Source organism: Verrucomicrobiia bacterium, assembly GCA_036268055.1.
Taxonomy (GTDB): domain Bacteria; phylum Verrucomicrobiota; class Verrucomicrobiia; order Limisphaerales; family Pedosphaeraceae; genus DATAUW01.
On record DATAUW010000024.1, the window covers coordinates 1 to 24,105 of the forward strand.

At 54.3% G+C, this 24,105-nt stretch carries 18 protein-coding genes; 6 read left to right on the forward strand and 12 right to left on the reverse strand.

Features of this window, described 5'->3' with window-relative positions:
* Window positions 1-305 precede the first annotated feature (305 nt).
* A complete protein-coding gene (locus VH413_15220) occupies window positions 306-1,388 on the reverse strand; it encodes a sugar kinase (protein HEX3800043.1) in 1,083 nt (360 codons plus the stop codon).
* Between the two features lie 142 nt (window positions 1,389-1,530).
* Window positions 1,531-2,334: a hypothetical protein gene (locus tag VH413_15225; protein ID HEX3800044.1), complete on the reverse strand. Its 804-nt coding sequence runs from the start codon at window positions 2,332-2,334 to the stop codon at window positions 1,531-1,533.
* Between the two features lie 307 nt (window positions 2,335-2,641).
* On the opposite strand from VH413_15225, the gene VH413_15230 reads away from it, so the two are divergent.
* Entirely contained in the window at window positions 2,642-3,100 is a 459-nt protein-coding gene (locus VH413_15230; GenBank protein HEX3800045.1) for a response regulator, read from the forward strand.
* 8 nt (window positions 3,101-3,108) lie between these two features.
* On the opposite strand, the gene VH413_15235 is transcribed toward VH413_15230, so the two are convergent.
* From VH413_15235 to VH413_15245, 3 genes are all read right to left on the reverse strand, one after another.
* Window positions 3,109-3,534 (reverse strand): response regulator, encoded by a 426-nt coding sequence (locus tag VH413_15235; protein ID HEX3800046.1) that lies wholly within the window; start codon window positions 3,532-3,534, stop codon window positions 3,109-3,111.
* 70 nt (window positions 3,535-3,604) lie between these two features.
* Complete coding sequence (locus VH413_15240) at window positions 3,605-4,996, reverse strand: ATP-binding protein (GenBank protein ID HEX3800047.1); 1,392 nt, start codon at window positions 4,994-4,996, stop codon at window positions 3,605-3,607.
* Window positions 4,997-5,007: 11 nt separating this feature from the next.
* On the reverse strand, window positions 5,008-11,412 hold the full coding sequence (locus tag VH413_15245; protein HEX3800048.1) for a HAMP domain-containing protein: 6,405 nt from the start codon (window positions 11,410-11,412) through the stop codon (window positions 5,008-5,010).
* Between the two features lie 109 nt (window positions 11,413-11,521).
* On the opposite strand from VH413_15245, the gene VH413_15250 reads away from it, so the two are divergent.
* A complete protein-coding gene (locus VH413_15250) occupies window positions 11,522-11,818 on the forward strand; it encodes a hypothetical protein (GenBank protein ID HEX3800049.1) in 297 nt (98 codons plus the stop codon).
* A gap of 318 nt (window positions 11,819-12,136) precedes the next feature.
* On the opposite strand, the gene VH413_15255 is transcribed toward VH413_15250, so the two are convergent.
* From VH413_15255 to VH413_15280, 6 genes are all read right to left on the reverse strand, one after another.
* Window positions 12,137-12,505: a hypothetical protein gene (locus VH413_15255; GenBank protein HEX3800050.1), complete on the reverse strand. Its 369-nt coding sequence runs from the start codon at window positions 12,503-12,505 to the stop codon at window positions 12,137-12,139.
* Window positions 12,506-12,811: 306 nt separating this feature from the next.
* Entirely contained in the window at window positions 12,812-13,234 is a 423-nt protein-coding gene (locus tag VH413_15260) for a hypothetical protein (GenBank protein ID HEX3800051.1), read from the reverse strand.
* A gap of 83 nt (window positions 13,235-13,317) precedes the next feature.
* Window positions 13,318-13,479 (reverse strand): DUF1328 domain-containing protein, encoded by a 162-nt coding sequence (locus VH413_15265; GenBank protein HEX3800052.1) that lies wholly within the window; start codon window positions 13,477-13,479, stop codon window positions 13,318-13,320.
* Window positions 13,480-13,509: 30 nt separating this feature from the next.
* The gene (locus VH413_15270) at window positions 13,510-13,713 is read right to left on the reverse strand and encodes a hypothetical protein (GenBank protein HEX3800053.1); all 204 of its coding nucleotides are present in this window, start codon (window positions 13,711-13,713) and stop codon (window positions 13,510-13,512) included.
* A 217-nt stretch (window positions 13,714-13,930) separates the two neighbouring features.
* Complete coding sequence (locus tag VH413_15275) at window positions 13,931-15,313, reverse strand: PAS domain S-box protein (GenBank protein ID HEX3800054.1); 1,383 nt, start codon at window positions 15,311-15,313, stop codon at window positions 13,931-13,933.
* A 249-nt stretch (window positions 15,314-15,562) separates the two neighbouring features.
* Window positions 15,563-16,039, reverse strand: a complete 477-nt coding sequence (locus VH413_15280; protein HEX3800055.1) for a glycogen-binding domain-containing protein — start codon at window positions 16,037-16,039, stop codon at window positions 15,563-15,565.
* Between the two features lie 521 nt (window positions 16,040-16,560).
* Between VH413_15280 and VH413_15285 the strand changes: the two genes are divergently transcribed.
* The 4 genes from VH413_15285 to VH413_15300 all read left to right on the forward strand — a co-directional run bounded on the left by VH413_15285 (window position 16,561) and on the right by VH413_15300 (window position 21,557).
* On the forward strand, window positions 16,561-18,711 hold the full coding sequence (locus VH413_15285) for an ATP-binding protein (protein HEX3800056.1): 2,151 nt from the start codon (window positions 16,561-16,563) through the stop codon (window positions 18,709-18,711).
* Window positions 18,708-19,820: a hybrid sensor histidine kinase/response regulator gene (locus VH413_15290; GenBank protein ID HEX3800057.1), complete on the forward strand. Its 1,113-nt coding sequence runs from the start codon at window positions 18,708-18,710 to the stop codon at window positions 19,818-19,820. Before VH413_15285 ends, VH413_15290 begins: the two co-directional genes overlap by 4 nt.
* 68 nt (window positions 19,821-19,888) lie before the next feature.
* Window positions 19,889-20,317 carry a response regulator gene (locus VH413_15295; GenBank protein ID HEX3800058.1) on the forward strand — a complete coding sequence of 143 codons (429 nt, stop codon included), beginning with the start codon at window positions 19,889-19,891 and terminating at the stop codon, window positions 20,315-20,317.
* A gap of 214 nt (window positions 20,318-20,531) precedes the next feature.
* Window positions 20,532-21,557 carry a serine hydrolase domain-containing protein gene (locus VH413_15300; GenBank protein HEX3800059.1) on the forward strand — a complete coding sequence of 342 codons (1,026 nt, stop codon included), beginning with the start codon at window positions 20,532-20,534 and terminating at the stop codon, window positions 21,555-21,557.
* 95 nt (window positions 21,558-21,652) lie between these two features.
* Here the strand turns inward: VH413_15300 and VH413_15305 are convergent, their stop codons facing one another.
* A complete protein-coding gene (locus VH413_15305; GenBank protein ID HEX3800060.1) occupies window positions 21,653-23,743 on the reverse strand; it encodes a hypothetical protein in 2,091 nt (696 codons plus the stop codon).
* Window positions 23,744-24,105 lie beyond the last annotated feature (362 nt).

Sequence of the window (24,105 nt, forward strand, 5' to 3'; positions counted from 1 at the left end):
GGGGAGCCCCTCTCTCCGGCTCTCTCCCCGCGCGGTCGCGGGGAGAGAGGGATGGAGTGCGGTGGGTGGGCGATGGCGATGGGCGAAGGAAGTTACTTGGTGAATCTATGATTTCTTTCGTCCCTGAAGGGACTTGGTTTGCGACGGAGGTAAACCCAGCAATGAATTGCTGGGCTAAGATCTGCCGTCCCTGCGGGACTTGGGACGGCTGCGCGGCAGCGCAGCCCTGCCAGGTTATAGGAAGGGGTGGAGCGGCGGAAGGCGTTTCGTTTACTGCGGCCTTGGACCCGCCGCTCCAGTTAAACTTAGCGCTGGATTCGCGCGGAGCCGCCTTGCGCAAAGGCGCGAACTTGCTCGACGGTGGCCATGGTGGTATCGCCGGGGAAGGTGGTCAGCAGCGCGCCGTGCGCCCAGCCGAGTTTTACGGCTTCCGCCGGCGTTTCGCCCGCGAGGAGGCCATAGAAAAAACCGGCGGCATAACCATCGCCGCCGCCTACGCGGTCCACGACATCCAATTCGCAGGTCGGCGATTGATGGATCTTTCCATTGACCCATGCCACCGCACCCCAACTGTGGCGGTTGGTGGAATGCACTTCGCGCAGGGTCGTGGCCACGACTTTCACTTGCGGATGCTTTTTGACGACCTTGTCAATCATGCCGATGAACGCGCTTGGATCGAGCTTGGAGGTGGCCGCGACTTCAGGGCCGGGAATGCCGAGGCCCAACTGCAAATCTTCCTCGTTGCCGACGATGACATCCACGTGCTTCACGATGCGATCGAGCACGGCGACCGCGCGGTCGTGACCGCCGGAAATATTCCAAAGTTTCGCGCGATAATTCAGGTCGAAGGACGTGACCGCGCCGGCGGCCTTGGCGGCTTGCATGGCTTCGACGATCAGTTCGGCGGTGGTGGGCGAAAGCGCCGCGAAAATTCCGCCACTGTGAAACCAGCGCAGGCCGCCGGCAAAAATTTGTTTCCAATTAAAATCTCCCGGCTTGAGCTGGGCCGCGGCTTCGTTGCAGCGATTATAAAAAACCACGGGCGCGCGCAGGCCCTGACCGCGATCACTATAGACCGTGGCCATGTTCGGCCCATTGACGCCGTCATGCTTGAAATGTTTGTAGAAAGGTTTCACGCCCATCGCGCGCGCGCGTTCGGCAATCAAATCGCCGATGGGATAATCCACCATGGCGCTGGCGACGCCGGTTTTCAGGCGGAAGCAATCGGACAGGTTCGCGGCCACGTTAAATTCTCCGCCGCTGACATGGATTTGGCACTCGGTCGCTTTGCGAAACGGGATGATGCCGGGATCGAGGCGATGAACCATCGCGCCCAGCGATACAAAATCCAATGCGCCTTCGTGCGGAATTTTCAGACCATGACTCATGCTAGTTCTTTCTAATTAATTTGCGTTAGTTGGTGATTGAGGTTGAAACATTATGAAAAAGGAAACAAAAACTGCCGGGGAAATCGCTTTGATTCAGAGAATCCGCTGGGATGGTCATGAATTTGCCGAGAGCCGGACGGTCTCAAAAATCCTCGGGCCATTTGCCGCCCGCCAGGATTTTCCGGGCAACGTCCTGGGCGTTTCGGTCGTCCATGTCAATCGGGTCGAGCGCGACGCATTTTTTCAATTCGTCGGGCACCAGAGTTTCCTTGTCGGTCACGTGATAGAGGCGCGCAAGCTGGAGATGATTGACGACGCGGCCCGGCATCAATTCCACGGCTTTCTTGAAATTATCAATGGCCATCGCCTTGCTCGCCTTGGGCAATCCGCCATAGGCGATGCGCACGAGACTCTTGACGAAGAAATTCATGTTGGAGACTTCAAAATTCCATCGGCCGAGCATGTGATACGCGAGATCGAATTTCGGATCTGCGGCGATGGCTTTCTCCGCCTCGTCCTTGATCGAGCGCGAATAATTCACCTTGGTCTGATTGTCGCTGAAGGGAAAATTTTTCGCGTAGCATACCGCCACGCACACGTGCGCCTTGGGGCTGTTCGGGTCCGCCTTCTCAGCGTTGAGGGCAGACTCAAGCGCTTTCTCGGCCATCGCTTTCATGCCCGCGCGGTCTTTGCCGATCATCGAATCGCAATACATCTTCGCGAGGCGGCAGTTGATTTCGGAGTTGGTCGGAGACAAACGGTCGGCGTCCAAATATCCCTTGAGCGCCAATTCCGTTTCGCCCTTTTTCTCATGCGCCTCGGCTTCGGCCATCACATTGGTGAGCGAGGTGTCCTGCGCCGAGGCACGAAACGCAAGCAGCAGCGAAAACAGAATCGCCGAACAAGCTTTCCAAGAGGGCGGAAGTTGGGCCAAGCATGGTTTCATCGTGATTCCTGTATATCTATTCGGCGCGGGATTGTGAATCCTAAAATGTCTTCAATTCAGCGGGAGAGGTTTGAGTTTTTCTACGAGATTTCATCCGCATCCTGCAACATTTTTCGCAATTCGCGGTCAAAGTAATAATAATTATGACAGCCTTAAAAACGAATTTCATCTCAATTAATTCTGAGGCAAGCATTTGTGGTTTGGGTCGAAGCTGGCATTCTTCAAGCTCCATTAAATCAAGTTCGATTTTTTGGACTGCAGATTGACCGGGAACAATCTGCATTGAACAATAAACATTTAAGTACCCATGATTAACACGTCTCCCGGACTGCGGAAATTTTCCGTCCTCATCGCCGATGATCAGGAGGCTGACCGGCTTTTTCTTCGTGAAGCGATTCGGAGGCATGCGCCCAATCTTCAGGTCGTCGGTGAAGTGGCAGATGGCGAGGATGTGATTTCCTATCTTTGGGGTTACGGTGAATATGCCGATCGCACAATTCATCCCCTGCCCGACTTGCTGATCATGGATGTTCGCATGCCACGAATGAGCGGCATCCAGGTTTTGGAATGGCTCACGACGCAAAATTTTCCCGCGCTTAAAGTGGCGATGCTCGCTGATTCATCAAGCGTCGAGTATGGTCCCAAGGCGCGCGAACTTGGGCTTCAGCATTTTTATCCAAAGGCGATTGATACGCGCGGCCTCGCGGAGGTCGTAAAAAAACTTCAGGCCGAACTCGAAGCCAATCGGCCTGGCCGTTACCTGTGAAATTATGGTCAACGCGATTTTTTCCCCAGCAGTTGTTCCAGCGCGCGAACCATTCCCTCCTGCTCATCCTGCAGCGCCGTTTTTTCGTAGTGCACATGCGCGCCCAGTTCGAGGCTTTTTTCGATGTCGTTCGGCAAGTATGAGCCCGAGACGACGGCCACGAAAAGGTCGTCGAAGGTTTGCGTCTGCAGCCAGCCGAGAACTTCGTGACCGGTGACACGCGGCATTTTCAAATCCAGCAATACCACATCCGGAAAAGGATATTTTTCGCGGTCGCAAAAACGATTCTCGCCGCGCAAATATTCAATCGCCTCCTCGCCGTCAACCACTTCGCCAATGATGACAAACCTGGGGTTCTCGTCCAGCACCCGGCGCATGAACAGCCGGTCGTCATCCGAGTCATCCACCAATAACACAGAATATTTTTTCTTCATTATTCCCGGAAATCCCTTCCATTGGATAGCTCGCCTTGCCCTGCGGCAAACGGCCCGGTTCCCTGCCCACTTATTCCACGTTCGTCAACTGTTCAACCCGCTCTTTGACGATGGGACTGCCAAGGGTAAAATAAAACGTCGCGCCCTTGTTCTGCTCGCTTTCCGCCCAGATCGTGCCACCGTGTTTGCGCACGATGCGCGCTACGGTCGCCAGCCCGACGCCGGTGCCTTCAAAATCTCCCGGCGGATGCAACCGCTGGAAAACCCCGAACAGCTTGTCCGCGTAACGCATGTCGAAGCCCACGCCGTTATCGCGCACGTAAATCAGCGAATCCCCGTCCTTGTGGATGCGGCCGATTTCAATCGTGGCTTTTGGACGAAATTGTGTGTACTTCACGGCATTGGAAAGCAGGTTGGCAAATACCTGCTTCAACAAACCGGGATCGCAGGCGACCGCGGGCAATTCGCCAATCTGCCATTCGATCACGCGACCACTTTTCACTTCAGCTTTCGCAGTTGCAACACCCTCATCCACCAGCGCGCGCAGATCGGTGTCCTGGCGATTCAAATCCTGCTTGGCGATGCGCGACAGATTCAGCAAATCAGCGACGAGTTGCGCCATGTATTTTCCCCGTGCGCCGATGCGTTGCAAGTACGCCACCGCGTCGGACGGCATGTTCGCGCCGTAATCCTCCTCGAGCATTTGTGCGTAACTTTGGATGTTGCGCAGCGGCGCCTGAAGGTCGTGCGCGACGGAATAAGTGAACGCCTCCAATTCCTGGTTCGCCTCAGCCAATTCCGCCGTCCGATCAAGCACGCGTTGTTCAAGTTCGGCGTTCATCTTGCGGATCTGCTCTTCGACTCTTTGGCGTTCGCCGACTTCCGCGAGCAACGATTCATTCGCCGCCGCAAGTTGGCGAGTGCGCTCTTCAACGCGGGTTTCAAGTTCATCGTGGGCGATGCGCAAACGCTCCGCCTGCCGTTGCAGTTGCACGCCGCGCTTGAACAACTCCACAAACACAACGACTTTCGTGCGCAAAACTTCGGGCAAGACCGGCGTCAAAATATAATCCACCGCGCCCAGCGAATAACCGCGGGAGACGTGTGTCTCCGTATCGCTGATGCCGGTCACGAAAATGATCGGCGTCAGTTCGGAACTTTTTCTTTGGCGAATGAGATGGGCGGTTTCAAAGCCGTCCATTCCGGGCATGTTCACATCCAGCAGAATCACCGCAAAATCGTAATTCAACAAGCAGCGCAAGGCTTCCTTGCCCGACGTTGCCATAATGATATTTTCTCCAAGCCCGGCGACGATGGCTTCCATCGCCATGCGCTTATCATCGCGATCGTCCACGATGAGGATATTCGCGCGGGTCGAAACGAGCGATGGCGGCGAATGGAACTCGCCGTCGGACAGGCTGCCGTTCGTCGCCGTCTCGGGTGTTAGATGATCGGTTAGCACGATTTTATTTTTTACCGGTACAACCACAGCCGGAGCATCGAGAGCAGTTCATTGCTTTCCACGGGTTTTGCGATGTAGTCGGACGCGCCGGCATCAATGCACTTCTCGCGGTCGCCCTTCATCGCTTTCGCAGTGAGCGCGATGACCGGCAGCGCACGGAACTTGCCGAATTTTCGGATCGCCCGCATCGTATCATAGCCATCCATGTCAGGCATCATAATGTCCATGAGAACGACGTCAATGTCCGGCGTGGCCAGCAATCTTTCCAGCGCGGTCTTGCCGGTTTCAGCGGAAAGAATTTGCATCTCATAACGCTCGAGCAAACTGGTCATCGCAAAAATATTCCGGATGTCGTCATCCACGATCAATATTTTCTTATCTTTTAGCACGGTTTCGGTTTCGTGCAACTTTTGGATCGCTTTACGTTTGGCCTCGGGCAATTTGCCGATGTCGCAATGCAGGAACAACGCCGCCTCATCGAGTAGACGCTCGGGCGAACGCACCTCCTTAAGGTTCATTGTCTGGCTCAGGCGCTTCAAGTTGCCCTCTTCCTTTTTGGAAAGGTCTTTGTTCACATGAACGATCAGTGGCACTTCATGGAGATGCGTATCTTTTTTGATTTCCTCGATCAACTGGAAACCCGTCATGTCAGGCAAATCCATATTCATCACAGCCGCGCCGAAATGATCGTCACGCAATTTGTTCAAAGCCTCCTGGCCGGTTTCGACGCAGGTGACCTGAATATCTTCGCCGCTGATAAGTTCAATGATCAGGTCGCGCTGCTCCTTGTCCTTGCTGACAGCCAGTAATTTCCGTGTGTGAGGTTCGATGACGCTTTGCACGCGGCGGATGACTTCCTTCAATTCTTCCTTGGACTTGAGCGGCTTGTTCAACGCACCAATCGCACCCATGCGCAAACCGCGCTCGCGCTCTTCCTCGGTCGTAATGATATAGACGGGGATGTGCCGGCTATGCGCATCGTCTTTCAAACGAGCCAGCACGCGCCAGCCGTCCATGTCGTGCAAATTGATGTCGAGCGTGATCGCATCAATGCGCCGCTGGCCGACGATGGCCAGCGCTTCTGCGCCGCGCGGTGAGATCAATCCCTTGAAACCATTTTCGCGCGCGGTTTCCAAAAGGAATTGCGCGAAACCGGTGTCGTTCTCGATGATCAACAGGACTTTGTCGCCCGCTTGAATATTATCCCGATCGTCATCCAGTTGCATTGACTGATCGGAATCGTTGCTGGGTGCGTCGGCAATGAAGTTTAACTCCGTCGGCACAGTAATAACGTCCTGCGTCGGGGCCACGACACTCGAAGATTGGCGTTTCGCGGTGCGGACCGGTACGTAATTTTGCGGCAGGAACAAGGTGAACGTGCTGCCTTGTCCCGGCGCGCTGACCAACCGAATTTCGCCGCCGAGCAGGCGTGCGATTTCGCGGCTGATGGCTAAGCCGAGGCCGGTGCCGCCATATTTGCGGCTCGTGCTGCCGTCCGCCTGCTGAAATGCCTCGAAGATGATTTGCTGCTTGTCTGGCGAAATGCCGATGCCGGTGTCGCTGACGGAAAACGCAATGACCGACTTGGCTTGGTTGAGCGTTTCGTTCTCCGAATTCCAGCCGCTGCGAGCTTGATTGATGAAGAGCGAGACTTTTCCCTTTTCGGTGAACTTGAACGCGTTCGACAACAGGTTCTTGAGAATCTGTTGCAAGCGTTTCGCGTCGGTTTGGAATGACTTGGGCAAACCGCTTCCGCGCTCGAGGTCGAATTCGAGTTTGCGCGCATCGGCCACGTGGCGGAACGTGCGCTCGACGTAATCCTGCAAATCGCGCAACGCGACATCGCCGACGTCCACGATGACCGTGCCGGACTCGATCTTGGAAAGGTCGAGAATGTCGTTGATGAGCGCCAGCAGGTCGTTGCCGGAAGCGTGAATCGTCTTGGAGAACTCGACCTGTTTGGGCGTAAGGTTTTGGTCTTTGTTTTTCGAGAGTTCGTCGGACAGGATGAGCAAGCTGTTGAGCGGCGTGCGTAATTCGTGGGACATATTCGCGAGGAACTCGGATTTGTATTTGGAAGTGAGCGCAAGCTGTTCGGCTTTTTCTTCCAGCGCCTGGCGGGCTTGTTCGACTTCCGCGTTCTTGCGTTCCACCTCGACGTTCTGGTCGGCCAGCAGTTTCGCTTTTTCGCCAAGCTGCTGGTTGGTTTGTTGCAATTCCTGTTGCTGGCTTTGCAACTCTTTCGCCAGCGACTGGGATTGCTTGAGCAAATCTTCAGTTCGCGTATTCGCTTCAATCGTGTTGAGCACGATGCCGATACTTTCCGTCAACTGGTCAAGGAACGCTTGATGTGTCGGGCTGAACCGGTCGAACGATGCGAGTTCAATGACCGCCTTGACTTGCCCTTCAAATACGACCGGCAACACGAGCACGTTGAGCGGATTGGCCTCACCCAGTCCTGAGCCGATCGCGGTGTAATCGCGCGGCACATTGGTGAGCAGGATCTTGATTTTTTCCAATGCGCATTGGCCGACGAGACCTTCGCCGAGTTTAAAACGGTTATCCACGTTCTTGCGTTCGCGATGCGCGTAGCTCGCGAGGAGTTTGAGATAGGGCTCGGTTTCCTTGGCCATGTCCATCGTGTAGAAAACGCCCTGTTGCGCGGAAACGACCGGCGCCAGTTCGGAGAGAATCATGCGGCCGACCGTCATCAAATCTTTTTGGCCTTGCAACATGCGGGAGAATTTTGCGAGGTTCGTTTTGAGCCAGTCCTGTTCGGAATTCTTGAGCGTGGTGTCCTTAAGGTTGCGGATCATCTCGTTCAGGTTTTCCTTAAGTGCGGCAACTTCACCCAGCGCTTCCACCGTGATTGAACGCGTCAGGTCGCCTTTCGTCACCGCCGTCGCGACTTCCGCGATCGCGCGCACTTGCGTGGTCAAATTCGCGGCCAACTGATTCACGTTATCCGTCAAATCTTTCCATGTGCCCGCAGCGCCCGGCACACTCGCCTGGCCGCCGAGTTTTCCTTCGACGCCCACTTCGCGCGCCACGGAGGTCACCTGATCGGCGAAGGTCGCGAGCGTATCGGTCATGTTGTTGATCGTGTCCGCGAGCGCGGCGATTTCGCCTTTCGCTTCAACCGTCAGTTTGCGTTTCAAGTTGCCGTTGGCCACGGCGGTCACGACAATCGCGATGCCACGCACCTGGTTCGTCAGATTGCCAGCCATCAGATTTACGTTATCCGTCAGATCTTTCCACGTGCCGGCGACGCCTTGCACGTCAGCCTGACCGCCGAGTTTTCCTTCTGTGCCGACTTCGCGGGCCACGCGAGTCACTTCTGAGGCGAACGAACGAAGCTGATCCACCATTGTATTAATGGTGTCTTTCAATTCGAGAATTTCGCCTTTCACATCCACAGTGATCTTCTTGGACAGATCGCCGTTCGCCACCGCCGTCGTCACCGCCGCGATGTTGCGCACTTGCGAGGTCAAATTACCGGCCATGAAATTCACATTGTCCGTCAGGTCTTTCCACGTGCCGGCGACGCCGCGCACTTCCGCCTGTCCGCCCAGTTTTCCTTCTGTGCCGACTTCGCGGGCCACGCGAGTCACTTCCGAGGCGAACGACGAAAGTTGATCCACCATCGTGTTAATGGTGTTTTTCAATTCGAGAATTTCGCCTTTCACATCCACAGTGATCTTCTTAGACAAATCGCCGTTTGCCACTGCCGTCGTCACCGCCGCGATGTTGCGCACTTGCGAAGTCAGATTACCGGCCATGAAATTCACATTATCCGTTAAATCCTTCCACGTGCCGCCGACGCCTTTCACTTCCGCCTGACCGCCGAGTTTTCCTTCCGTGCCCACCTCACGCGCCACACGCGTCACTTCGGCGGCGAAGGAGGAAAGTTGGTCCACCATCGTATTGATGGTGTTTTTCAATTCGAGAATTTCGCCTTTCACGTCCACCGTGATTTTCTTGGACAAGTCGCCCTTTGCCACGGCAGTCGTGACCGCCGCGATATTGCGCACTTGCGAAGTCAAATTACCGGCCATGAAATTCACATTATCCGTTAAATCCTTCCACGTGCCGCCGACACCTTTCACCTCAGCCTGGCCACCGAGTTTTCCTTCGGTGCCGACTTCGCGGGCCACGCGCGTCACTTCCGAGGCGAAAGAGTTAAGCTGGTCCACCATCGTATTAATGGTGTCTTTCAATTCGAGAATTTCCCCGCGCACATCCACCGTGATTTTCTTGGACAAGTCGCCGTTCGCCACCGCCGTCGTCACCGCCGCGATGTTGCGCACCTGCGCCGTGAGATTGCCGGCCATCGAATTCACCGAGTCGGTCAAGTCCTTCCACGTTCCGGCGACGCCTTTCACTTCCGCCTGGCCACCGAGTTCGCCTTCGGTTCCCACTTCGCGTGCCACACGGGTCACTTCAGCGGCAAAAGAGGAAAGCTGATCCACCATCGTATTGATGGTGTTTTTCAATTCGAGGATTTCGCCCTTCACATCCACCGTGATCTTCTTGGACAAATCGCCGTTCGCCACCGCCGTCGTCACGTTGGCGATGTTGCGCACTTGCGCCGTTAGATTGCCGGCCATTGAATTCACCGAGTCGGTCAAGTCCTTCCACGTTCCGGCGACGCCTTTCACTTCCGCCTGGCCACCGAGTTTTCCTTCAGTACCGACTTCGCGCGCCACGCGGGTCACTTCTGAAGCGAATGACGAAAGCTGATCAACCAGAGTGTTGATCGTGTTTTTCATTTCCAGGATTTCGCCCTTCACATCCACCGTGATCTTCTTGGACAAATCACCGTTCGCAATGGCGGTCGTCACGGTCGCGATATTGCGCACTTGCGCAGTGAGATTGCCGGCCATGAGGTTCACGTTATCCGTCAAATCTTTCCACGTGCCGGCGACGCCTTGCACATCGGCCTGGCCGCCGAGTTTTCCTTCGGTGCCGACTTCGCGGGCTACACGCGTCACTTCCGAGGCGAACGAGCGAAGCTGATCCACCATCGTGTTAATGGTGTCTTTCAATTCGAGAATTTCCCCGCGCACGTCCACCGTAATCTTCTTGGACAAGTCACCGTTCGCGACTGCCGTCGTCACCGCGGCGATATTGCGCACCTGGCCGGTCAAATTACCGGCCATTGAATTCACCGAGTCCGTCAAATCTTTCCATGTGCCAGCGACGCCACGCACATCCGCCTGGCCACCGAGTTTTCCTTCAGTTCCCACTTCGCGGGCCACACGCGTCACTTCAGAAGCAAAGGAGGAAAGTTGATCCACCATCGTATTGATGGTGTTTTTCAATTCGAGGATTTCGCCCTTCACATCCACCGTGATCTTCTTGGACAAATCGCCGTTCGCCACCGCCGTCGTCACTGCCGCGATGTTACGCACCTGGCCGGTGAGGTTGCGCGCCATCGAATTCACATTATCCGTCAAATCTTTCCACGTTCCAGCGACACCTTTCACTTCGGCCTGACCGCCGAGTTTTCCTTCGGTGCCGACTTCACGAGCCACGCGGGTCACTTCCGAAGCAAACGAGCGAAGCTGATCCACCATCGTATTAATGGTGTCTTTCAATTCGAGAATTTCGCCTTTGACGTCCACCGTGATCTTCTTGGACAAGTCGCCGTTCGCCACCGCCGTCGTCACCGCCGCGATGTTACGCACCTGGCCGGTGAGGTTACCGGCCATCGAATTCACTGAGTCGGTCAAGTCTTTCCAAGTGCCGGCGACGCCTTTGACTTTCGCCTGGCCACCGAGCTTGCCTTCGGTTCCCACTTCGCGGGCCACACGTGTCACTTCGGAGGCGAATGAACTCAACTGATTCACCATCGTATTGACCGTTTTGGCGGTGCGAAGAAATTCGCCTTCCAGCGGACGGCCTTCAATGTCGAGGGCCATCGTCTGCGCCAGGTCGCCTTTGGCCACAGCGCCGATCACGCGGGCGGTTTCGCTGGTCGGATGCACGAGGTCGGAAATCAAGGTATTTACTGAGGCGATGGACTCGGCCCAGGCGCCGCTGACTTCGCCGATGGACGCGCGCTGGCCGATCTTCCCCTCTTTGCCGACGACGAGGCTGATGCGTTCGAGTTCGCTGGCCATCTTTTCGTTGCGCTCGACGACGTCGTTGAAGGCATCAGCGATCTTGCCCGCCGTTCCAATCCAGTCGAGCGGCAGCCGCACCGAAAAATCCCCTTTCTTGAGGGCGATGAGCGCCGTCACCAATTCCCGCACATCCAATTCGGCGTTGATGATCGGCGGTTGCAGTAGCGATACCACCGCTTCCTGGCGCGTGCGGCCAGTCGTGGCGCTTTTCTTCACCACTTTGCCGTTGCCATTAGCGTTCCCATTTGAATGCGTCTTGCCGTTCGTTAAGGTTTTGCTGGTGGTTTTCATAGGTTATGGAAATGAGAAAGAGAAATTAAGACAGCGGATTCGAGCGAAGAGTTCAATCCGTGAGCCGCCTGCGAGTGCGAATGATGCTGAAACCCAATGATGATTTGAAATGCAAAAAGGAAGAGACACCGCCTTGGCTGGCAGAAATGCCCAAACACCGCTGGTCGCACAGGCCGACATTTTGATAGGAAACGTCAATCTTCCTACTTTCGTCGTCAGCGGCGGCAATCAAGACTTACCGCACGCATCATGTTTATGCCACGCCGTCGTTCGTCCCGGCTTTGCCGGACACGAATCAAGACTCCGTTCGGGAATCCGACGGTTCATCGCCCAAAACACAATGCTAGAATTATGCCATCTGGAAAAATGCGAATTCCTTGGAAATTTGCAAAAACATTATTCGTAATATGCGAAAAAACCTCAATCGCAGATTGCAATTTGCAATAATAATCAGTAATTCTAATTATTATTATTAACTTTGATTATTTAATTTAGCGTCCGGTTTGTATCTACCGAACGCTACTTTGACGAACCATCCTACTGATGAATTCCTGAGGCATTATTATCTGGAGCATTCAATGGCGTGACCGGGGCTGGCGGGAATTGGCGATCCACTGAAGACGCGCGTTGTTCGCTGCTTTCGCAGCCCGCAGCGAAGCCGCCTACCAGTAATAATACGAATAATATAATTTTGTTTTTCATGTGATCAGTCTCCGTTACTTTTTCAACGCCATCCACCGCGCACCCACACATGGCGGCCACCCCGGTATGCATAACGCGGTTGCACCCAGACCGCGCCGCGATGCGGAGGTCTTGCCCAACGACCGTGTTCCCAGTGCCAACCGCCCCCACCCCAAACCCAAACGCCGCCAATCCAAATAAATGCCGGATCAGGCGCAACTGGTTGCACTTCGACTAATGGCGCTGGCGGAGGGCCACTCACGTCCACTTCCCCGCCGATGGATACCTCTCCCGGCGGCGGAGGCGGCGGTCCTGGAACATAGGTGCGTTCACGAATGACGCAGCCGGTGGCCAGCAATGATGTCGCTGCGGCGATTCCAATGACTGTCTTGATATTTTTTGACGTTGTCATATCTCAGTTTATTGCTGGAAATGTGCCACAGGGCATCTCATTTATAACATTCTAGTCAGGAGCAGCTTTTGCGTGACAATAGTCGCGGCATTTAGGATTTCAATACATATTGCGACGGCTTTAATTGCTCGCCAGTCGCAATTTGCATTCATATTAAAAAATTTCATAAATGTCGTTTCTGTAGCTGGTCGCCACACTGAACAGATTTAAAGTCGTGCTTTAAAAAGAGTCCCAAGCTCCAAATGGGGGTGTGGGGCTTGGGATTTTTGAGGCTAGCGTCTTAGACGGTTTTACCACAAAATTGTATTATTGCGTGATCTTCGCTTTTGCGTCGTCGTAAGCTTTTTCCACTTTATCCCAGGCATCGGAAAATGCGGTTTTGGTTTTGTCCCAGCCGTCCTGCGTGGACATCTTCAAATCGTCGAACTTGGAGTTTAATTTTTCCCGCTGGACTCTGAGATCCGCCAGCGCCTGTTCTTCTTTTACCTTTGAATCGTCTTTTAAATTCGCGGATCTCGCAGACAGTTCATCAATCTTTGCATCCAACTCGTGAATTTTTTTCTGCGACGCGGCAACGAAATCATCCTTCGTCTGGATCATTGAATCCTTCGCATTGCTGGCCGCGTCGGAAACCTGGGTCTTCACGTCAGGCGTCGGCGGCTCAGACGGTTTGCAACCCGCAAACATGGCCGTTGCAGCAACTAACGCTATCAAATGGTTGAGCTTCATAATTTGAAATTCGTTTTGGTTTAATCCCTCCTCCACGACCCGCCTGGACTTGAACCAGCACGGGTTATTAGAAACTCCGCACGTTACACCCGGCGGCGTCCCGCTATGAGCGAAACCAGGAACATGACGAGGAACACGACGAACAGGATTTGCGCGATGCTCGCAGCCGTGCCCGCGATGCCTGTGAATCCCAAGAGCGCGGCGATCAGCGCCACGATCAGGAAGGTGATGGTCCAGCTTAACATATATTTCCTTTGGTTGATGGTTTGAGATGATTAACGCGAAAGTAAAAATTGTTTCATGAATGTCCTGCGCGGGACGGGCACGAACCCGTGGTCGTTCCGCAGATGCACGATGACCCGGTCTTCCGGCGATTTGTGAATCGCTATTTTTGCCAGCTCGTCCACTTGCCAATCGAAGCATCCAATCTTGCGCGACCCTTTGCGATTCCCCTTTTGCGCTGGCTGATTATTTTTCATAGTTGCCCTTCTGACTTTGATTTACATCAATTCACATCACCTGACTCTTCTGACAAAAATAGAATTAGCGGGAATGGTGCCAGCTTTGGGATTAAAGAATTAACTTATTGAAGACCAGCAATTTGAGTAAGTCCCAGAAGAAAAACCCTCACCGTAAACCGCATTTTTACCGCAAATTGTCGGGAAAAAATCTCCCGACAATTCGCAAAATGCGAGATCAGGTAACTGGAAGAAATTTGCTCGCTATCGGATACTGCGGGTAGAGTTTCACCAGGCAATCCGGGCAAATACCGTGAGTGAATTCCGCCTCGGTATGCTCACAAATATAGGCCTCGATTTTCTGCCAGTAACCGCCGTCATCGCGGATTTTTTTGCACGCGGCGCAAATCGGGAGCAAGCCCCGCAGCGTTTTTATTTTGCCGAGAGCATCGGTCAATTCCGCAATAAGCTTCGAGCGCTCTTCCTCTTCGCGTTTGCGCAAGGTGATGTCACGTTCGATGGCCGAGATGCCAATCACATTGCCGCGGCCGTCCTTGATCAACGAAAATGTCAGTGAGACTTCGACAGCACTGCCATTCTTGCGATGCCGGATGGTTTCCAAATGCTCGATCTTTTCGCCGTGGCGGATGCGATCATAAATTTGTGGCCAATGTTCCGGGCGCGAGAGCGGCGCCAGAATTGAAATGGAACAACCCTTTACTTCTTCCGCAGTATAACCGTACATCAATTCCGCGCCGCGATTCCAGGTGAGTATCTCGCCGACCAGCGAAGTGCCAATGATGGCGTCCTCGGAATTTTCCACGATCGCCGCGAGATACGAGACCGCTGCTGCTGCTGCTTTGCGATCGGTGATGTCACGCATGAAACAACGCGCGTGGATGAACTTGCCGTCTTCGCGCAGCACATTTGCATTGATTAGCACGTGTTTGATATCGCCATTTTTGCAGCGAACGCGCACTTCAAAATTGTTCAACACTTCGCCATCGTGCAAACGCTTCAACAAATCGTTCGCCAGATAAGTGTCCACGTAAAATTCGGTGATCAGATGACCGGCATATTCCTCGTGCTCATAACCGAGCAAGTCCAACTCCGCCTGGTTCACGCGCAAAATCGCGCCATCCGGGCCGAGCCACTGTAGCCCCACGGAAGCACGCTCGAAAAAATCATTCAACTCCTGTTCGCTGCGGCGGAGCGCCTCCTCGGCCTTGCGTTGCGCGCGGCGGCTCTGCGCTTCACGCAATTCGCGCTCGATGGATGGCACAAGCCGCGCGAGCTGATTCTTCATCACATAGTCATGCGCGCCCGCTTTCATCGCCCTGACGGCCACTTCCTCGCCGATGATTCCGGAGACGATGATGAAAGGAATATCGAGCTTCTGCTGGCTCACCAATTCCAGCGCGTGCAGACTGTTGAAACCGTTGAGCGAATGGTCGGAAATGATAAGGTCCCAATTCTGGCGATCGAGCGCGGCGGTAAGCCGTGGCAAGGTTTCGACCCGCTCATACTCAGGAGTGAATCCTCCACGTTTGAGTTCACGCAGCAGGAACAACGTATCATCTTCCGAGTCTTCGATAATCAGGACCTGCAGGCGTTTACTCATAACATTTTTCTTTCAGTTACACATTTTCTGACGGTACACATTTGCCACGCATTCAAAATGCAAAAAATTAACGCGGTCACAATCACTCTCCTCTCACCACTTCCGGACAGGCCAGCGATTACGATTTGAAAATACTCCGGATATTCGATTCGTCAAATGCGCCCGTTCAAATGCGTGGCCTCATTACAAAAACACTGCGACGGCGTTCATAGAGCGCCGCTGCAGTAGCTGTGCGAAAAAATTTACTTTTCAATGAACTTCCAATACGGAATTTACCGAGCCGTAGGGATTGGGTTCGCGCTCGGCGCGATGCGGATCATCCTGCCAGACGCCATCCACCACAAACCGATATTGATGCCGCCCGGGCGGCACCGAAAGTTTTGCGTGCCATACGCCTCCGCCACCTTTCATCAACTTGATGGGTTGCTTGTCCCAATTCGTGAAATCTGCAGCAAGCAAAACTTCCTGCGCTGTTGGAGCTTCAAGACGAAATTGAATTTCCCGTTCGGCGGTTGACTGTTCGTGTTGTGCCAGCGCCTCAGCCTTCGCGCCGTCCTTCGCCGTTCCCCCGGAGATTTTATTTTCAGCTTGGAGGCTCTTGGAGTCCGATGCCGGCTTGCCAGCCGCCGATTTACCTTTGGAAGATTTCGGTGTGACACCGCGGTTAGCGGAAGTTTGGCCGAAGTGTTCGGCATTTGCGCGAGTCGTGATCGTTTGCGGATTCATAAAAATACTATTAGTTGATTAATAAATGTTAACGGCTGCGAATCGGAATAATTCAGAGCCGCTTTCGACTTTGCAGGAAAGGTGCCACATGGGAGATTTTCATTTTCCTTCGCGAATTGAAGTTTTTCGTACCGCAAGGTGCGAACTTACCTGCCGCAAATCGCAAAAATGACCTTGCTTTTTTTGCGTTTTGCAAACGAACCCCATCGGGGAAAAACTTCATCCTGACGGACCGCGGGTCTATGACCCGCAGCCAAGGTTTACACGGTCCAAGTCGCTCACGACTCCATCCACCACAACACTCAATTTTCCGGCGTATCAAAATTGGGATTTCCATACACATTTGCCCAATCGAAAACGGCAATCTTCACGCCAGTTGCTGCGGGTCACGGACCCGCGGTCACAAAGGATTCGACGGTCACAAACCGCCGCGACAGTTCTCACTCACTAGACAACTTGCCGCTCGCGGCTATACTTCGCCTTACCGTTGGCCGCGCCGCGCGCGTTTTTGCTGACGCACTATGCTGCATCGTTTTCGGCATCGCATTGTCATTCCGGTTGTCATTCTATGGCTGCTACTCACGATTTCGGGAATCGCCGTGCGCGTGGTGGTTTGGAAACGCCTTTCCCGCAGCCTCGATGCTTCGGGGGATGCCACCTATCTCGAAGACGCCTTAAGCGAACTCACTAGCGCATTGCAGGATGCCGACGACAGCCAACGTGGTTATCTGCTCACGGGAAATGAAGGTTACCTCGAACCTTTCAATGACACCAAAGCGAACCTCTCCGCCGATTTCAAAAAACTCGCCGACACCGCGCATCAGGACGCCAGTTTGGAAAAAGATCTGGCCGCATTGCGTGATTTGGTGAATCTCAAAATGGCGGAACTGGATGAGACGATCAAATTGCGCCACGACAAAGGATTGAAAGAGGCTCTTACTGAAGTCAACGCGGGCAAGGGCCGCGAGTCTTCGGAAAAAATCCGCAAAGTCATGTGGCGGATGCGCGAGCGGCGTCAGAACATTTTCTCCAGCGCCTGGGCCAACACCCGCCAAAATCTTGAACTCCTCCAGCGCATCGGCCAGGCAGTCGGTTTTCTTGGCTTGGGAGCGGGCATCTTCGCGCTTTATCTTGTGCGCGTGAGTTTTGTCCAGGAGCGCGCCCGGTGGAGATTGCTGGAGGAAAAATTGCGCGCGGAAAAAATTGCCACTGAGAAAACCGCCTACCTTGCGGACTTGAGCCACGAGTTGCGCACGCCGATGAATGCCATCCTCGGCTTCGGCGAATTATTGCAGGGCGAAAAGCTGACCCCGCGCCAGGCGCAATATGTCCACGCCATTCGTTCCAGCGGCAGCGGATTGTTGCAGTTGATTAACGATGTGCTGGATCTTTCAAAACTCGAAGCCGGAAAATTGGAATTGCATCTCGAACCTGCCGACCTGCGGGAAGTCGGCGAGTTCATCCGCACAATGTTTGCCCAACAAGCCGCCGCGAAATCTTTGGAACTCAGGATCGCGGTGGACGGCTTGCCTCGGGCGTTGCTGCTCGATCGCCTGCGTCTGCGCCAAGTGCTCGTCAACCTGGTCGGCAACGCGATCAAATTCACCGCCAAGGGCCACGTCGCATTGCGGGCGCGCTGGGAACCGCTGGCCGAAGACCGCAGCCGCGGCACTTTGAACATTGAAGTCGAAGACACCGGCATCGGCATCCCGCCCGAAAAACATAACGAAGTTTTCAAACCATTCGTTCAGGCCGCCACCCAGCAACAAAGCCAGGGAACCGGTCTTGGCCTGAGCATCGTCAAACGCCTCACGCTCGCGATGGGCGGCAACGTCACGCTGCAAAGCAGTCCGGGCGAAGGCGCGATTTTCCGCCTTTGCTTCGCGGAGGTTGCCGTCTCCTCGCGCGTGCCCATAACGGATGTTCTGGCCACCGGCACACAGGTTGATTTCAACGATTTTTCTCCCGCAAAAATTCTCGTGGCGGATGATAACAAAACGAACCGCGAACTCATCTCCGGTTTGTTTGCCGATTCCCTTCATCGTTTGCACTTCGCGGCAAATGGCCAGGAAGCTCTCGCGCTGATCGCCGAAGAACGGCCTGACCTCGTCCTCCTGGACATTCGCATGCCGGTGCTTGACGGCCGCGCGACGCTGGCGGACATCCGCAAACGTCCCGAGCTTGCATCGCTCCCGGTCATTGCCGTCAGCGCGTCCACGCACGCCGATGACGACGCCCATCTGGCCGCGCGCTTCAACGGCTTCATGCGTAAACCATTTTCACGGCAGGCGCTCTATCAGCAACTCGCCCGTTTTTTGCCGCGCTCACCCCGGCAGCCGAAACTTGCTCCGTCAACCGCCGCACCGCCGCCAGCGCCATTACCCTCCGCTCAAGTCACCAGCGCCGATAGTCGCGATGCCGCCGCTGAATTGCTGGCCTTGCACCGTGAAAAATGGCCGCGATTGCGCGACACGTTGGCGATAAATGAAACACTCGCTTTTGCGCAAAAAATAAGACACATTGGACAAACCATGCAGTTGCAACCATTGATAACCTACGCCGACCGGCTGGCCATCGAAGCCGAGACGTACGCCATAAAAGATTTGGAACGCACGCTGGCGGAATTTCCCTTGCTCATCGCGCCGATCGAACAAAGAGAGTGCCTGCAATGACCCTGCGCGACATCACCGATACGACCGCGACCGATTGCCTGCTGGTCATTGACGATCAGGAAGCCAATATCCAGTTGCTTGGCTCCTTGCTTGGCAAAATGGGTTTTGAAATCCTTCCCGCCACCAATGCCGACGAAGCCATCAAACGCCTCAACGCCCGCCGGCCCGATTTGATTCTGCTCGATCTCATCATGCCGGGCCTCGACGGATTTCAAGTCTGCAAACGCATCCAGGAAAATCCCGATTGGGCGGAAATCCCGGTAATCTTTCTCTCCGCTTCCGATGACAAGAATCTTGTCGTGCGCGCCCTTGAAAGCGGCGGCGTGGATTACATCACCAAACCGTTCAACAAACTCGAGTTAATCTCGCGCATTCGCACGCACTTGATGTTGCAAACCACGCGCCAGCATTTGAAACAGCTCGCGCAGGACAAGGAAGAAATGATCGGGATGATCTCGCATCATCTTCAGAACCACTTGGCTGGCATGAACATGAGTGCCCAACTCCTGCTCGACCGCGCCCAAAGCCATTCCGACTCGAAGATTCTTTTGATGGCGGAAAACATCCGCAGTTCGAGTATGCAGATGCGCGCGTTCGTCAAATCATTCTTGGCCAATGCCGCCGCTGACCACGGCTTGCATTTAAAGTTGGAAAACGTCAACCTATCCGCCTCCGCCTCGCGTGCCGTCGCACGTTACGCCGATGCCGCCAAGGCCAAAAACATCAAATTAATCGCCCAACCCTGCGCCGAAAACGCTTCCGCCCGCGCCGACGCCGCCGCGCTCGACCAAGTGCTCGACAATTTAATCTCCAACGCCATCAAATTTTCCCCGCCGGAAAAAGAAATCACCATATCCGTCCGCCGGAACGCGCACATCGTGGAATGCGAAGTCCGCGATCACGGCCCCGGCTTTACTCCCGAAGATCAAGTGCGGATGTTTCACCGCTACGCCCGCCTCTCCGCGCGTCCCACCGGCGGCGAGCCCTCGACCGGCCTCGGCCTCAGCATCGCCCAAAAGCTCGTTCGCGGCATGGGCGGCGAACTCACCTGCAACAACGCTCCCGATCACGGCGCCGTTTTCATCTTGCGATTGCCCCACGCCGGATGAGATTATATTCATCTGTGCCAATCATTTATCGGTTGAGTATAAAATTTTTTAATGTATAACCACTCGCGATGAAATCCGTTCTGCTCGTCGAAGATAATGAAGACGATGTTTTTTTCATGAAAATGGCGTGCCAACGTACTGGAATCCCCCATTCTCTTCAGATTGTGAACGACGGCGATGCCGCCATCCATTACCTCGCGGGCGACGGCATTTACGCAGACCGCATCAAACATCCCCTGCCCAATCTGGTTTTTCTCGACATCAAGCTTCCCAAGAAAAACGGCCACGAAGTCCTCGAATGGATTCGCGCCCAGCCCGGCATGAAAAATCTCCCCGTCGTCATGCTTACCAGTTCTTTGGACATGTCCGATGTCAATCGCGCCTATCAACTCGGCGTCACCTCCTACCTGCGCAAACTCGTCGGCCCCGCCGAATTCGGCCAGGGCGTCCGCGTCATCCTCAAATACTGGCTTGAGCTGAACATCGCCCTCACCTAAGCCCGTCCTCGCGCAACGTCTTCACTCTGCCCGATTTTAGCCACCGATCGAACACGGTCATAGGTAATCGTGCCGCAAGGTGTTGCCACGTCTTGTGCTAAGAGCAAATGGAAAGGAAAGTTGTTGATTAGGACGCTTAAACAAGTTGATAATTTTGCAATTTTGAGACGTTTGAGTTCTTTCGCGATGAATTCCGAAATGATAAAATCCCGGCATGCCTAATCACCTGGAAGATTTCGTGGCTGCTCAAATGCAAAAGCACCCTATTTCAGGGCTGTCTCTCGCCGTCGTCGGCGAAGGCAAAATCGCCCAAACTCTATGTTTTGGATTCACAGATCAAACCGGAAAATCACCGGTATCCGCCTCTACGTTGTTCCAGGCCGCTTCGGTCAGTAAATGTCTCGCCGCTTTGGCGGCGTTGCGGTTAGTGGATCAAGGGCAACTCTCCCTGGACGCGGATGTGAATTCCAAATTACAGTCATGGAAAATCCCAGCCAACCAGTTCCTCAAACAGGAGCAGGTCACGTTACGCCGGTTGCTTTGCCACAATGCCGGCATTACCGTCCACGGTTTTTCAGGTTATGTTGCTGGCCTGCCAATTCCCACACTCGAGCAGATTTTCAACGGCACGCCACCCGCCAATAATCCTGCGATCCGCGTTGACGCCATTCCCGGCGCAAATCCCCGATATTCCGGCGGTGGCTACGTCGTGCTGCAACAGCTTCTCATGGATGTTCTCGACCGGCCCTTTCCTGAATTGATGCAATCATTGGTTTTGCACCCGCTGGGTATGTCATCCAGCACCTTCGATCAGCCGTTGCACCCATCCCTTTTATCAAATGCCGCGACGGGCCATTCTCAAAGCGGAAAACCAATTCTTGGTGGCGCACATCTTTATCCCGAAATGGCGGCTGCCGGGCTTTGGACCACCCCATCCGATCTCGCCCGCTTTGTTATAGGCGTCCAGCAATCATTCACCGCCCAATCTGATTCTATACTTTCCCTCAAAATTGCCCGCGAGATGCTCACTCCCCAGGCTGCGAGGTTTGGCTTGGGGCCGACAATCGTTGGAAATGGCAACACATTACAATTCCTTCATTCCGGACGGAACGCCGGATTTGATGCTGTCCTGGTGGCCAGTGTCGAAACCGGAAAAGGCGTGGTGATTATGATTAATGCGAATGCCGATCCCAAAGCGCTGAACTCGATTTTAAAGGTTGTCATCAATGAATTCCATTAAGACCTTACAAGAGTGTCCGCGGCATTTTTGAACGCTAGTGGTGACAGTTGGTCCGTATATTTTCATCAATTTATTCAAAGGTTGCTTTTTCCAAATTATTCCTTGAGGGCCAAAGCGCCCTTTTCATTAGCATTGATAGTGAATCTTTCCCCGCGAAACGAAACCTGAAGCAACCTGCCAGTAAACGGTCTTGGCGTCTGCGGATCAGCCAGAATGGTTTTTCCGTTCACTGACGGTGCGAAACCGAAAAAAGTGCTGATGACAATATCGCCAAAGGCGGCGCCGCTGATGCACTCCTTCATGCAGCCATCGCGCTCGGCAATTCGTACCGGCGCATCATATTGGTCGCGCCGCGGCCCGTAAAATTCCCGCGCCTGCGCGAACGGCCCTTCTTTGGTCACCTCTGCCGTACGGCAATAAAAATCAAATGCGTTGCCCGAAAAACCGAGCCGCCACATCGTCCCCACCGTGAGTGCCGGCCAGCCATCATAAGCACCCATCGGGCCATGGTCGGGTCGGTCGGAAACGGCGGCGGCGGCGTCTTTCAGGCTCATCGCGCGCATCCAATCGCGCATGAGAAGCTCGCGCTCGACAAAACCCGTCATTTCACGGCGCATGCCCGGCGCAAGGTCGCCGGAAAGTGCGTTGCCAACATAGATGTAATCAACGCAATGCCGCAGTTCGACACGCCGTCCGTCGTTGTGCAAACCATACCAGACGCCGTCGCCGGGTTTGTAAAGCGATAGCACGGCGGGCAAAAGTCTTTCCGCATCGTCGCGCAGTTCCCCGGCACGGGCGGTATTGCCTTTCAGTTCCTGCAGGGCGGCATCCTGACGCATCATCCAGACATTTTGCGCGTTACAGGAGGCGACGCGGCCGATATAGGCGGGCGCGCATTCAAGCAGGTTCCGGTTTTCTCCATAGTCCGCCAAAGGGCTGTCCGTGTGGACGAGAGTTTTCCAGTCCGTGGCCATTTCATCCATGCACTGAAGCACGGTTTTGCCGTTCTCCAGTTTTTCGTTCAGGAAGCCAAAGTCGCCCGTGATCCGCAAATAATCGAGTGTTGTTTGAAAAATGTTGCACGCGTTGAAGGCGTAACCATTGATGTGGCTATATGTTGTCGAGTCGAAGCCGTTGGTCTGCAAAAGATTAATGGTGGTGCCATTCCGCACATTTTGGATCAGCCAGCGGCGTAAGGTTGCCTTCATGCCCACGGGTTCAAGCAGCGCCCATACGGTGCTTCCCATCGAGGCGTCCCAATAAAACTGCGTGCCCGGCGCGCGTTCGCCGCTTGTGATGAAGGAGCGCGGGGACACCGGAAACTGGGTGCGCTCCAATTCCAGCATGGTAAGGATGCCCGTGTAATAATTCCGCTTCAGCGCGGCGTTGTCCGTGACCAGCACCGGCAAGCTGCCGGAGAAATGATGATTGCCCGGCGTGAAGGCGTCAGCCCAGCGTTTCTCCCAGCATTGCTTGAATCCATCAAATTCTTCGGAAAAACCCGCCTTCCAGCGCATCATATCTGCCTGAACTTTTCGCGCATCGGCGGCGTGCCCGTCGCCCGCGACAAATTCAATTTCTTTCCTGCCTCCCGCCGGCAGCGACATGTTCCAGCACCAGTGAATAATGCCGTGGTCATTCGTCACTGCGTCGGGTTTGACCGCGGGATAGATGACTGTCACGAAGCCCGGTCGCTGGCTCGTATTAAGCACGGATATTCCATCGGCCTGCAAACTTCCTGAAACCGACAATACAAGTTCCACAGTCGTTTTGGCCGTGGCCGGATTGGCGATTTGAATGTGACCTAGTACGGCCCGCTGCTCGTTGATCATTCGCGTGTCCGTTTGTACGACAAGACCCGCGCAATTCGTATTGCGGCGCAAGGCGCAATAGGGATACCAGCGACATTCCGTCGCCGGATATTCCCTGCCCGCAACGGTCAGTGTGATCGGCGGATAGCCAAGGTGAAATTTTTCATCCCCACCTGCCCACAACCAATCTTCAGGATTGCAGGAAAATGAAGTCAGGTCTCGGTTGACCAACAGCATATCATGAAAATTATTCACGTCCGGCGGATTGGCCACGTCCTTCATGAGCAGCCAATTGCCAGCCATCTCGTCGAGAAGCGGCACGCCAGCCGGCAATGCACTCTTGCCGTGACAAAGCATGGCTGGCAACCAAACCAATACGCAGCTAAAACAAATTATTCTCCGAAGCAATGCGGATTTCATTTTCTTCAATGATTTCAGTTGAGGGGCTCAATTTCAAGCAACCTGCTCTTTGTAACAAAATTCCTCCAACTTAAGCCCCGTTCCCAAGCATCCAAACATCCCACCACTTCTCATTAACCCTCATCTTTAGTTGACGGAACCCAACACATCCTCACCGCCACAACCGCTTCAGCGGTTTCCCGCCGGAATCATCCTCCTTTCCCTATGTTCAATCCGTGGCAAAAAAGTCAGTCTCGCATTTTGCAACACCTTCTATTTGATTCTTGCATAATGCGGCTGTAAACTCTTCAAAAACCTCTGCCAGTGGCACTTTTACA